The 12,005-nt window shown below is 47.1% G+C and carries 12 protein-coding genes; 2 read left to right on the top strand and 10 right to left on the bottom strand.

The features are described from left to right. The 5 genes from pstB to MESINF_RS07365 form a co-directional block, all read right to left on the bottom strand. Positions 1 to 753 (bottom strand): phosphate ABC transporter ATP-binding protein PstB, encoded by a 753-nt coding sequence (gene pstB, locus MESINF_RS07385; protein ID WP_169699221.1) that lies wholly within the window; start codon positions 751 to 753, stop codon positions 1 to 3. Positions 754 to 755: 2 nt separating this feature from the next. Continuing rightward, positions 756 to 1,592, bottom strand: a complete 837-nt coding sequence (pstA, locus tag MESINF_RS07380) for a phosphate ABC transporter permease PstA (RefSeq protein ID WP_169699220.1) — start codon at positions 1,590 to 1,592, stop codon at positions 756 to 758. Then, positions 1,589 to 2,464 (bottom strand): phosphate ABC transporter permease subunit PstC, encoded by an 876-nt coding sequence (pstC, locus tag MESINF_RS07375; protein WP_169699219.1) that lies wholly within the window; start codon positions 2,462 to 2,464, stop codon positions 1,589 to 1,591. The genes pstA and pstC overlap by 4 nt, the downstream gene beginning before the upstream one ends. A 16-nt stretch (positions 2,465 to 2,480) precedes the next feature. Further along, positions 2,481 to 3,308 (bottom strand): PstS family phosphate ABC transporter substrate-binding protein, encoded by an 828-nt coding sequence (locus MESINF_RS07370; protein WP_169699218.1) that lies wholly within the window; start codon positions 3,306 to 3,308, stop codon positions 2,481 to 2,483. Positions 3,309 to 3,578: 270 nt separating this feature from the next. Next, positions 3,579 to 4,631 carry a metallophosphoesterase gene (locus tag MESINF_RS07365; RefSeq protein WP_231936911.1) on the bottom strand — a complete coding sequence of 351 codons (1,053 nt, stop codon included), beginning with the start codon at positions 4,629 to 4,631 and terminating at the stop codon, positions 3,579 to 3,581. A 308-nt stretch (positions 4,632 to 4,939) separates the two neighbouring features. Here MESINF_RS07365 and MESINF_RS07360 point away from each other — a divergent pair, with 308 nt between their 5' ends. Beyond that, positions 4,940 to 5,863, top strand: a complete 924-nt coding sequence (locus MESINF_RS07360) for a magnesium transporter CorA family protein (protein WP_231936910.1) — start codon at positions 4,940 to 4,942, stop codon at positions 5,861 to 5,863. Here MESINF_RS07360 and MESINF_RS07355 read toward each other — a convergent pair. The 5 genes from MESINF_RS07355 to MESINF_RS07335 are packed head-to-tail and all read right to left on the bottom strand — an operon-like array spanning position 5,856 to position 11,038. Further along, positions 5,856 to 6,752 (bottom strand): glycosyltransferase family 4 protein, encoded by an 897-nt coding sequence (locus MESINF_RS07355; protein WP_169699215.1) that lies wholly within the window; start codon positions 6,750 to 6,752, stop codon positions 5,856 to 5,858. The genes MESINF_RS07360 and MESINF_RS07355 overlap by 8 nt on opposite strands. Beyond that, entirely contained in the window at positions 6,749 to 7,912 is a 1,164-nt protein-coding gene (locus MESINF_RS07350; RefSeq protein WP_169699214.1) for a DegT/DnrJ/EryC1/StrS family aminotransferase, read from the bottom strand. The genes MESINF_RS07355 and MESINF_RS07350 overlap by 4 nt, the downstream gene beginning before the upstream one ends. Beyond that, positions 7,913 to 8,452: a hypothetical protein gene (locus tag MESINF_RS07345; RefSeq protein ID WP_169699213.1), complete on the bottom strand. Its 540-nt coding sequence runs from the start codon at positions 8,450 to 8,452 to the stop codon at positions 7,913 to 7,915. Then, the gene (locus MESINF_RS07340) at positions 8,449 to 10,323 is read right to left on the bottom strand and encodes a polysaccharide biosynthesis protein (RefSeq protein ID WP_231936665.1); all 1,875 of its coding nucleotides are present in this window, start codon (positions 10,321 to 10,323) and stop codon (positions 8,449 to 8,451) included. Before MESINF_RS07340 ends, MESINF_RS07345 begins: the two co-directional genes overlap by 4 nt. Before the next feature lie 58 nt (positions 10,324 to 10,381). After that, complete coding sequence (locus tag MESINF_RS07335) at positions 10,382 to 11,038, bottom strand: YggS family pyridoxal phosphate-dependent enzyme (RefSeq protein ID WP_169700932.1); 657 nt, start codon at positions 11,036 to 11,038, stop codon at positions 10,382 to 10,384. Between the two features lie 120 nt (positions 11,039 to 11,158). Between MESINF_RS07335 and MESINF_RS07330 the strand changes: the two genes are divergently transcribed. Next, positions 11,159 to 11,962 (top strand): hypothetical protein, encoded by an 804-nt coding sequence (locus tag MESINF_RS07330; RefSeq protein WP_169699212.1) that lies wholly within the window; start codon positions 11,159 to 11,161, stop codon positions 11,960 to 11,962. Positions 11,963 to 12,005 lie beyond the last annotated feature (43 nt).

Genomic DNA, 12,005 nt, shown 5'->3' with positions numbered 1-12,005 from the left:
TTAGCTGAAAATACCCCTCAAATAGTCGCTGGTTCTCGGATCTGACGGGTTAGTAGTTATCTTCTCGGTCGCATCGAACTCGACCAGTTCACCAACATAGAAGAACATCAAGTAATCAGAAATCCTCAGAGCCTGCTGCAAATTGTGGGTAACTATTATTATAGTATACCTTTCAGAGAGTTCTTCGATAAGTTTTTCTATCTTCTGCGTTGCGATGGGATCCAGAGCGCTGGTAGGCTCGTCAAGCAGCAGGACTTCCGGTTCTACCGATAGCGCCCTTGCAATGCAGAGTCTCTGTTGCTGTCCACCGGAGAGGTTCAGCGCGTTCTTTTTCAACTCGTCCTTCACTTCATCCCAGAGCGCCGCCTGTTTGAGGGAACGCTCGGTTATCTCTTTCAATCTCTGACGGTTCTTCACGCCGTGTACTCTTGGCCCATACGTTACATTATCCTGTATGCTTTTGGGAAAGGGATTGGGCTTTTGAAAGACCATGCCCACCTGTTTTCTCAAAGTGACCGGGTCCATTGTTAGCGTTTCTTTGCCCAGAAGTTTTATGGAGCCGGTATGCCTATAAGAAGCGATCAAATCATTCATCCTGTTCAATGTTCTGAGAAAGGTCGATTTACCGCAACCGGAAGGACCAACGACAGCCGTCACCTTCCTTCGGGATATTTTACATGTCACGTCTTTCAACGCATGCTTTTCACCGTAAAAGACGTTCAATTTATCTATTGCGAAGATCGTATCTTCCACACTCACACCTCCAGTTTCTTCATTTCTTTTTTCCGTCTGATGGCGACGAGTAAGAAGAGAACCACCACTATGATCAAGAGGAGAGATATGCTGCCTTCGAGTTTGGGAGTAACATTATCGGGATACACGGCCGAAAGAACGAATATATGCGTCGGTAAGGCCATCGCCGGTTCGAAGGGACCAGTGGGATTCCTGGTTATATAGAAGGCCGCACCGGTGAAAAGTATAGGTGCCGTCTCTCCTATTATTCTTCCAGTCGCTATGATAACCCCTGTCAAAATTCGAGAGAAAGAAGCCGGCAAAACTATTCTGAAAGTCGTCTCGGCCTTGTTGGCGCCCAACGCGAGAGACGCTTCTCTATATGACTCTGGAATGGCAATAAGGCTCTCGTGCGTGTTGGATATTATGTATGGAAGAGACATTATACCCAGTGTCAATCCTCCGGCTAGAACAGACGTTCCGAACCCGAAAGTGATCGAGAAGAGTGATAGGCCAAACAGGCCGAAGACAACTGAGGGGATCCCGGAAAGAATGTTGTTAGCGGCGAGAATAAGTCTTCTGAAGGCTGTGTCTTTGCTGTATTCGCTCAGATAAATGGCTGCCAGTATTCCAACGGGTATCGAGAACAACAAAGCCACCGTCACGAAGTAAACCGTTCCAACTATTGCAGGCCATACTCCGCCTTCAGTCATCGAGTTGCTTGGAAATGTCGTTAAAAACTCCCAGCTTATATCATCCAGACCATTGATAATTAGAAAGCCTATCAAAGCAAGCATAAGGCCGATCAAAGCGTATGAAACGATGGCGAAGATTATCTTCACGATCGCGTCTACATTCATTTTTCTTTACTCCTTTTTAACTTCATGGCTATCAGAGTGAAAACAGTCGAAATCACCATAAGTACTACGCCGATCATGAAAAGGGCAAAATAATGTGTGCTTCCCAACTCGACTTCTCCCATTTCCCCGGCAATTGCCGAGGTTAGTGGCCTGACCGGGTCAAAGATCGAACTGGGAATCATAGTAGCTCCTCCTGCAATCATGAGAACTACCATGGTCTCACCGATCACTCTGTTGGTTCCAAGTATGATCGCATTCAGTATGCCGCTCCTTGCCTGAGGCAAGAGTATCCTGAAAATTGTGCCAGTCATGTTCGCACCCAGAGCGAGCGAAGCCTCTTTCTGATCAATCGGAACGGCTCTCAGGGCATCTTCCATGAGAGTAACAAAATACGGCATCGCGAGGACAGAAAGCATTAATGAGGCGTTCATGACGTTCAGCCCGGTCCATATTTGGAGTGGGAAGTGCTCCATCAACCATCTGGAAACGTACTTGAGACCGAAACTCCCCAGTACAACCGACGGGATACCAGCCATGAGTTCGAAGATATATTTGATAGCATCGTGGCTTTTCTTGCCGCTGAACTCGGCCAGAAAGATCGCACAGATAAAACCCATGGGAATCGCCACAGCCAGGGTTAATCCCGTAACGCTCAGAGTACCGGCGAGCAAGGCGAGAATTCCAAACTCGGCATCTTCGTAAGTTGGGTACCAGCGGGTGCTGAGAAAGAAGTCTTTTAGCGATATTTTTCCAAATACGCGCACCCCATCGGATACAAGGAAGTAAAAGATCCCAAAGACTATAATAGATGTCAGCAAAGCGGCGAAGGTCACTAAAACCTTCGCCGATAGTTCAACTTTCTTTCTTCTCAACCGGTCTCATCCAATCTTATTTCGTGCCATATGCGTTTACGTAACCAACCGTGAGAACGGCTGCCTGACCCTCCGGCGAGAGAGCGTATCTCAGAAAATCGGCCACAGTTCCCGTGGGGAGTCCGTTAGTGGCGTCCACGAACATGAATAGGGGTCTGGATATCGGGTATATACCGGCGTTGACATTTGCAACAGTCGGTTCGATTCCTTCGACGGTTAGCGCCTTGACTTCTCCAGTAATATAACCCATGCCGATGTAGCCGATCGCGTATATGTTCTGAACTATTTGTTCAACCTCGGCGCTGGTGGAAGCGAGTTGTTGAACCTGCGGCGCAAGTTTGTCTCCTTTCATGACATGCTCCACGAAGTATTCGAAAGTTCCGGAAGCGTTATCCCTTGAGAACGGAACGATTCTTGCCTTTGGAAGTGACGAATCTATCTGGTTCCAGGTAGTCACCTTACCAGAGTAGATATCGTAGAGCTGCTGAAGCGTTATGTTTTCAATTGCAAGGGATCTGTTAACGATTATGGCTATGCCGTCGTAGGCAACGATATAGGGAACGAAGTACTTCCCGTCTCTGTTCATCTGTTCGATTTCCGAAGGTTTGATCCACCTGCTGGAGTTGGCGATATCTGTCTGGCCGTTGAAAAGAGCCTTAATTCCTGTGGATGAACCGGCTCCTTCGATAGAGATTTCAACGTCTGGGTTGAGAGCCTTGAAACCTTCTGCCCAGAGCTGGGCGACTGGATAGACTGTGTTGGAACCTTTTATAACTAGTGTTGAACCCAATACCAGCACAACCGAAAGAGTCGTCAGAACAATCGTTGCAATTGTCTTTTTCATCTCTTGCACCTCCCGAAGTTTTTCGACAATACGTTTATACTCCGGGAGCATTATTTGAGTTTTAGTCGAGTATTAACGACCGGATCACTCGAAAAGCCAGTTTCAGAAACGATCAGAAAAAAATGTCGCCAATCGCTCTATGTTGTCGCGCCAAGTTTGTCTAAGTATTACCTGCGTCGCCCACACCGATGGCAGGGTTCGTCGATCAAAACGGTCTGAATTATGCCGGTGTTAAAAATGTTGACCGAATTGAACTGTCAAAACACCCGGTTAATGTTTCCTGATAAAGATGCTGTCGATGATCTCTCCCTGAGGTGATTTGGCCTGGATGGAGATACCGTCGAGGGTGTATTCGAAGAGAACGTAATGGTGAGATTGGCCGTAAGCCTTCAATCCCGGCCCGGGAAGGATCTCATAGAGAGGTGCACCACCGCCGGCCGTTATTATGTAGTTCACTCCGTTTTTCTCCATTCTCTGATAGCCATGATCGTGACCGTTTAGAACTATATCGACTCCGTAGCTTTCGAAGACGGGAACCAGGTACTCTTTCACATAAAAGTGATCGCCGTGCGGCCCAAAGCTGTAAGGAGGGTGGTGGAAAAAGACGATTGTGAAGGCAGGATTTAGAACGGCTGCTTTTTCGAGCTCTGTGAGAAACCAGATGTATTGCTGTGAATACTTGTCGAAGGATTCATTCGTGTTCAAACAGACAAAGAAGATATCACCGTACCAGAAGCTATAGTAACGCTCATTTCCAGGATATGCGAAGAACCTCAGGTAATTGACCGCATCGCTTTCGTGATTTCCTATGGTGCTGTAATATACACTGTTGGAGAGGCTTTCCACAGCCTTCATGAAGTCCTTCCAGCCTTCCATATCATCATCGCTGGAAACGAGATCCCCGGTATTTATAACCAGTGAAGCGTTCTCTGCGGCTATGGCTGCCGTTACAGCCTTATGAACTTCGGGATCGCTTCTGCTATCGCCATAGGCTGCGAATCTAAAAGGAGAGTTCCTCTGAGGCGAAGTCGTCAACACCCCACCGCCTCTGTACACGAGTTTGTCTCCCCGCATACTCTTCACACTGTAGGCATAACTCGTGCCCGGTCTCAGGCCGGAAACTCGGAACCTGTGAAGTGTCACTTCAGTCTCGGAATGTATCCACTCGTTAGATCCGTCATAGACGATCAGATAGGAATCAGAAGGCTCTTCGGTGAACCATGTAATGGTGATCTGCTCGCCGGTGGCATCGCTGAGATAAACGCCAAAAGAAAGACCGGCGATCATTGAAATCAACGTAACCAGGAATCTCCTCGCTTTCATCAATTTCATCAACTCCTTCATAATCAATTGTAACCTGTCCGGTCGGAAGTAGCAAAACATCTGGACGGTAGAAGTAAAGTTCTAAGCGCGTAACACTTCAGACGTGTTTTTCAAACCCTCAAGGTCTGCCTGTTATTCTACATGCTATAATTCTGAAGCTGGAGGTGAAATACATGGAATTATACAGTAGTGAGAGTGAACCGCCACCTTGATCTTTCTCGTCCATTGAGACCTCCTTCTCGGGACGGGAAAACCATTCCTTGACTTAATGACTTAATAACAAGAAGGAGGTAATCGATGTGCGAGAGATGCTGTTATCTGAATACGGTAAGTTGAAGTCTATCGATACACCCGTGGAGGGCTGCTGGATAAACATCACTTCTCCGGACAGTGAAGATATATCCTTTCTCAAGGAAATGGGTGTGGAAGAAGATTTTGTGTACGACTCGCTCGACCAGGAAGAGAGGGCCAGGTTCGAGCAGGATGAGGACCTCGTATATATCATCACCAAACTCCCTTATTTCGACGGTGAAGACAAGGCCGTTCCATATAAGACCATGACTCTTGGCATAGCCATGAAGTCGGGTTATTTCGTCACCATCAGCGGTTTTAAAAGCGCTATCCTCGAAGATCTCATCGAAGGGCGTGTCAGGGACGTTTCCACAAAAAAACGCAACAGACTCCTGCTGAGAATCTTCGACAGGGGAACGGTTTATTACCTGAGGTATCTCAAAGAGATCCGACGGCTTTCAAACGAGATAGAGTCGGAGCTACACCGCTCTACAAGAAACAAGGAGCTGGTGGCCATGCTGAACCTCGAAAAATCTCTGGTCTTCTTCACAACATCTCTGAGATCGAACGAACTGATGTACGAGAAGCTGAAAAGAGCCCACATATTGACTCTATACGAAGAAGACGAGGAACTCTTCGAGGACATATCTATCGAGAACAGACAGGCCATAGAAATGGCTAACATCTACAGCGATATACTGACCGGCATGATGGACGCTTTCGCTTCGGTAATATCGAACAACCTGAACGTCGTTATGAAGATACTCACCATTGTGACTCTCGCGCTGCAGATTCCTACACTTGTCGCTTCGATCTATGGAATGAACGTAGCTCTCCCCTTCATGGACAGTCCGAGTATCTTCTACTGGTCGATGGGACTTTCCGGTCTGGCAGCCGTTATCGTCGGATTCATCCTTTTCAAGATAAGGTGGTTCAAGTAAGGCGTAGCGATTTGAGAAGAAAGACCTGCACTACCGATGAAATAATGAGAACGAAGGGAATCGCGGTAACCGGTAGCAGAAGGCCTACCAAAGCATAAAAGAGGGCTATCGAAGAGGTTATAAAAAACGTAGCTCTCTTTTTTTTACCGGTGATCGCGAAGATCTTGTCGTAATAATGGTCTCTGTCTCCTTTCAGGGGTGATTTCCCTGCCAGGGAACGTCTAACGAAACCTACGAAGAGATCCAGTAAGACCGGCCAGCAGAAGGCGGCGATTCTGACGAAATTCTGGCTTTCCCAGCTCTCTAGCAGAAGCAATCCCACAAAAGTTCCGGCCAGATACGACCCTTGATCTCCCATGAAAACCTTCGCGGGAGGGAAGTTATACAATAGATAACCGGCAAAGGCGCCGGCTACGGCCAGCGATATGTCGGGGGAAAAACCGGCCATGAAGGCGAAAACTGAAAAAATTATTGTATTTCCCGCACATATACCGTCCAGACCGTCAACCATGTTGTAAGCGTTTACCGCCATGGTAAAAACGAAGGCGAGTATTGCCGAATCGAAGAAGGAATAGCCGAAGATTATGTAGGATATCGAAAAACCGCCGGCCAGCTCTATGAAAAGCCTTACTTTAGGCGAGAGTCCCCTTTTGTCATCTATAAAACCTACAATCCACATAACGATAAAAGGAAAGAAGTACTCTGGATAGTTAAGGAACCATGGTGAGATCGACAGAAGTATCGCCGTGCCGCCGAGATAAGGTATCGGCTTTTCGTGAGGTTTTAGCGTTCCGGCGGGCTTATCGACGAAACCGAGTTTCATTCCGAGAACTTTGAGTACATAGTTGAAAACCAGAGACAGACCGAAGGCCATGAGTATTTCCATCATCCACACCTTTCGACGGCCTTAGCTACAACCTGTGCGACGTACTCTTGTTCATCGGGAGAGAGGTTACTGAAAAAGGGAATGGCTACAGTTTGCGCTGAAATCCTCTCCGTCACCGGAAAGCTCCCCTCGCGATAACCGAACTCCTCTACATAAAAGGGCTGAAGATGAACCGGTCTGAAATACTCGCGACATTGCACACCGTTTTCTTTCAGCCGATCCATAAATCGATCTCTATCGATCCTTTCATCGAGCCTTATCACGTACACGAACCATCCCATGGAAGTCACGTAATCTTCGAGGTAGGGGACGGTAATCCCTCCGATCTTCGAGAGTAAAGCGGAGTAACGATCGGCCACGACTTTGCGCTTTCTGAGTATCTCGTCGATCCTTTTCATCTGCTCGATGCCCAGGGCTGCAGAAAGTTCATCCATACGGTAGTTGTAGCCAAGCCTAACGTGCTCCAGCCAATTCTCGGCAACACCGCGCCCCTGGTTTCTCATGCTCCTGGAAAGTTCGTTTATTGATGGATCGTTCGTCACAATTATGCCGCCCTCGCCGGTCGTTATCTGTTTGTTGGGATAGAAAGCGAAGGCACCGGCTAGGCCGAAGGATCCGGCTTTCTTACCGAGATAGCTGCTGCCCAGAGCCTCGCAGGAATCTTCGACTATCGGGATCGCGTACTTTTGACAGACTGCTTCGATCCCTTCCCAATCCATCGGATGGCCGAAGATATCAACGCCCATGAAAAGATCGGGCAAGAAGTTTTTTAGAGACAATTTTTCAGTTTCGAGCCCCTTTCTGGAATATTCCTCGAGTGCTTCATCCAGAGTTTCGGGAGAGATATTGTAGGTTTTTTCGTCTATGTCGGCGAAGACCGGTATGGCTCCTTCATATATCGCGACATTCGCAGAAGAGACGAACGTGAAGGGGCTGGTCAACATCACTTTCCCTCTACCTAGGCCAACGGATCTTACTATAAGATGTAGAGCGCTCGTACCACTGTTCACAGCGATCGCATATTTCAATCCAACATAATCAGCGATGATCCTCTCAAACTCCACGACCTTCGGACCAATAGACAGGATTCCCGAATCCATAAGACCGATGATGGCCTCGACTTCGCGCTTCGTAATATCGGGCCTTGCAAGGGGAACTAACAACTACTCCACCTCCCTGTTGGAATGCGTAAAAGTTGATAGAAGAAGACCTAACATGAATGACCATAGGGCTGCTAGCCCTATCTGATAATCTTTTGGAAGCATGAAAGTGACCGTGTGGGCCGGTATCCAGAACCATAGAAGAGAAAGAAAGGCAGAATCGAGCTTCTTCCAGTTTCTCTTTCGTTCAACCACGTTGTCTAGTAGTCTATGCAAGAGAACGAGGAAGACCCCGAATTGAAGGTTCATGGCCAACGATCGCGCCAGAGCGTTGAGAAAACCGTTTTCGAAGAAGACTACCGGCAAAACCCTGTAGAGACCGAGAGTGTTTACGAACCCTTCGAAACCTATGAAAGCCACCTTTATGAAGATCGAGAGAACGGCCCATACCAGCATCTTCGTCAGAATGAGCGATACAGAAGCGCTTTCCTTTGATCCCGAAAGTCTCCTACTGACAAGATCGCCCAGGGTACCGAGAACGGCGAATTGAATCATGGCCGATACGAAGGGATAACCTCTCACGAAGTTCAAATACCAGTTCATGAAAAATCTCTCCCTGTTTTGATCCTGGCCGTCGCATCGGGCAAAAATTGTTCTATTATCCCGTTCAGAACTGCATAGTCGCTGTTACGTATTGCCAGCTCGAGTTTCGAAACCAACTCTTCCATCTCTTTTTCACCGAGAACGCTATGCCCGTTCAATTTGAAGATCTTAGGATGTTTCGTTTTCGATAAAGTCTCGTCGGTCATGACGAGCTCCTCGAAAAGCTTCTCCCCCGGCCTGGCTCCGGTGTACTCTATCATTATCTCCTGTTCTGGCACATAACCGGCGAGTGTGATCATCTCTCTCGCCAGAGTCGATATCTTGACCGGCTCGCCCATATCCAGAACGAAAATATCGCCTCCTGTGGCGTATGCACCGGCCTGAAGAACTAGAGAAACGGCCTCGGGTATGGTCATGAAGTATCTGGTCATTCTCGGATCGGTAACTGTTACCGGACCACCAGATTGTATCTGCTTTTTGAAGAGGGGTATGACACTGCCGCGGCTACCGAGTACGTTACCGAACCTCACTATCCCAAAGCGTGTAGCGCTGTTTTCGGCGATCGACCTGACGAACTCCTCGGCCAGCCTTTTCGAAACGCCCATGATAGAGGAAGGGTTGATCGCTTTGTCAGTCGAAATCATAACCATGGCCTCGGCCGAGTATCTGTGAGCCATCAAGGCAATATTTAATGAGCCAAGAGAATTCACCCGGAAGGCCTCAGTGGGGTTTTCTTCCATCAGCGGGACGTGTTTGTGAGCGGCCGCGTGGAATATCAACGACGGTCTATGGGTTTTAAAGATATACTCCATCCGGTCTTTGTCCTGGACATCTCCTATTAGCTGTTTCAGAGGGATATCCGGATATTGTTTTGAAATCTCCTGCTTTATTTCATATATACTGTTCTCACCTTTGCCCAGAAGAAGCAGTTTGCCTGGACCTAATGGAGCTATCTGCTTGCAAAGCTCGCTGCCTATGCTGCCTCCAGCACCGGTCACAAGAACAACTCTTCCGACTATGTAGTTTTTTAGTGAAGCCAGATCGACCTTTACGGACTCCCTACCGAGCAGGTCTTCTATATCTATCTCCCGAAGATAGCCCAGTTTGGCCTTACCGTCTATTATTTCGGTCATGCTGGGAAGAGTCTGTACTTTTATTTTCTTGGTATCGATGTGTGAGAAGATCTTCCTCAAAGTCTGCGAGTCGGCCGAGGGTATTGCAACTATCACCTTATCGATCTTGAATCCTTCGACCAGTTCCATTATCTGCGTCGAATCTCCGAGAACTTGAATTCCCCTAATTCTGCGATGGAGCTTTCTGGGGGAGTCGTCAACAAAACCTACTACTACACCGTTTTCGGGATGGTGGGCCAGTTCTTCGGCGAGAGATGTTCCGGCGTCTCCGGCACCCACTATCAGCACTCTTTCCGATGCTGCAAGCACGTGATGCCTCCTGTTGATAAAGCTCAACCACATTATTCTCGACCAGATTATAAGAAAGGCCGAACCGATAGCGGCCATGCTTGAAACAGTGAAAGGGACCGTCAAAAGCTTTATGTTGAAGAGTATAAGCAACCTTCCGATCCCAAATCCAGCTACGAAACCAATCGCGATTCCCCGTATGACGATCCAGTAATCCCTGAAATAGCTGTAACTCCAGGCTATTTTGTAGGTACCGTTCAGGGCCAGTGATATGACTATGAAAAGACTGAAAAAAATGCCGTTCACGAAGAATTCCGGCTCGTACAGGTTGAATATACCGTACCTGAAGTACATTCCCATAACATATGCGAGGTATATGAGAAGAAAATCGAGAAAGAGAAGCGCTACATTTCTCCTCATCCCGGTTAGAGCTTTCAACTTGAACAACATATTCACCTCGGAAGAGATTCTAGCACAACAGATACAGAGCGGAGAATTGGGACAAAGTTCATTGTTTTCGCTCTCCGAATATGATCGTTCCCAGCCTAACCATGTTCGAGCCTTCCTCTATCGCAACCCTGTACGAATCGGACATTCCCATCGAAAGATATTTCATCTCCACATTTTTAATTTCCAAGGCACCTATCTCCTCGAACAACCTTCTGGTGAGTCTCAGATACGGTCTGATTTCTTCGACATCATCCGTTACCGGTCCCATTGTCATAAGACCGACAACGATGATGTTTTCGAAATGAGAGATCCCCTCTATCAGTTCCATGGCTTTTTCGGGATACACGCCACTCTTGTTCTCCTCTCTGGCACTGTTTATTTCTATCAACAGGGGCATCTTCTTTCCGATCGTTCCCGCTCTCTTATCGATCTCGGTGGCCAGTTTCACGGAATCGACGGTCTGAATCATATCGAATATTTCGACAGCCTTTTTAACTTTATTGGTCTGCAGATGACCTATACAGTGCCAGCGGGCTTTCATGCCTATCGAACCGAATTTTTCCTGGGCCTCCTGTACGTAGTTCTCTCCAAGGTCTATGACACCGCTATCGATTAGTTCCAGAATCTCTTGAACACTCCTGGTCTTGGTTGCGGCGACAAGTGTAACATAATCGGGTATTTCCGCCTTCAATCTTTTTACGTTATCTACGATCATCATCACAACCTCCCGATCAATTATATATTTGTTCCGGCGACATCTATCGTGGTTGCATAAATATTTTCATGTTATTATTCCGTTGCGGAGATCCATACAAACAAAAGGAGGTTTTATTCCGTGAAATCGAGCGTCATTTTCATTTTTGCCCTCTTGATCGCCATACTAATATTTTCGGTGTTTTCATTCATTCAAGACAGACTTACATTGAAAGAACTTCTTTTATCGTCCAGCAAGATGGAAGAAAGTCTTGCCACTCTACATTCGCGTGTAGGAAGTGTCCAGAACACAGTTGACAATCTCCGCAATCTTGTAGAAGAGCCGTACAGATTATTGAAATCGAAAGAGTTCTTTACTGTCAGTGTTGGGTTCGACGAAGTGATCGTGAAGTCCCTTTTCACACTTTCCGAGTATAAAGAAGGAAGCGATGTATTTCTCATTTTGAACGACGAAACCGGTTCTACAAGAACCTTGAAACTCGAGAGGGGAGATGGAGTTTCTTTTGTCGAACTATCCATTTCTCCGTTTGGAATTTACAGCGGTCAGGTCTTGGTAAGGGAAGGATCTCACGAAATAATGAGCGAGCGTTTCCAAATACCTCCCGAGAATTACCGTATACAGAACTTCGAAGTCTCAGGCAGAGCTTGGCAGCAAGACCATAGCGATTTGTTCTACTCTTTTCATCTAATACCAACCTCTTTCATTCAAAACAGTCAGTTGAAAATCGTTAAAGCCTCGGTCCGGGTTATGAATCAAGGCGAAGTGGTGGATGTCCTCGATATGCCCTTTCAGGATGGGCAAACAGGACTCGCAACTACAAATTACACGACCGGCAAAGACAGCAATTTCGAATTTTTCGTAGACGTTACTTATGGTTTCGGAGGCTCAGTCAGCAGGAAAGTAGAAGTTAAATACAATTTGTAAACCGGTTTTATGTAAGAACGACTCTTTTGATCACTTTCGATTA

It is taken from the genome of Mesotoga infera (genome assembly GCF_900157305.1).
GTDB classification, from domain to species: domain Bacteria; phylum Thermotogota; class Thermotogae; order Petrotogales; family Kosmotogaceae; genus Mesotoga; species Mesotoga infera.
Note: the sequence above shows the minus strand (reverse complement) of the source record. Positions and strands in the feature narration are given on the sequence as shown.

Excerpts from the sequence above, each read along its gene's own strand:
- MESINF_RS07360 (WP_231936910.1), top strand. The coding sequence starts at position 4,940 with ATGCTGTTATCTGAATACGGTAAGTTGAAGTCTATCGATACACCCGTG.
- MESINF_RS07335 (WP_169700932.1), bottom strand. The coding sequence starts at position 11,038 with ATGATCGTAGATAACGTAAAAAGATTGAAGGCGGAAATACCCGATTAT.
- MESINF_RS07345 (WP_169699213.1), bottom strand. The coding sequence starts at position 8,452 with ATGAACTGGTATTTGAACTTCGTGAGAGGTTATCCCTTCGTATCGGCC.
- MESINF_RS07365 (WP_231936911.1), bottom strand. The coding sequence starts at position 4,631 with ATGAAAGCGAGGAGATTCCTGGTTACGTTGATTTCAATGATCGCCGGT.
- MESINF_RS07355 (WP_169699215.1), bottom strand. The coding sequence starts at position 6,752 with ATGATGGAAATACTCATGGCCTTCGGTCTGTCTCTGGTTTTCAACTAT.
- MESINF_RS07370 (WP_169699218.1), bottom strand. The coding sequence starts at position 3,308 with ATGAAAAAGACAATTGCAACGATTGTTCTGACGACTCTTTCGGTTGTG.
- pstA (WP_169699220.1), bottom strand. The coding sequence starts at position 1,592 with ATGAATGTAGACGCGATCGTGAAGATAATCTTCGCCATCGTTTCATAC.
- MESINF_RS07340 (WP_231936665.1), bottom strand. The coding sequence starts at position 10,323 with ATGTTGTTCAAGTTGAAAGCTCTAACCGGGATGAGGAGAAATGTAGCG.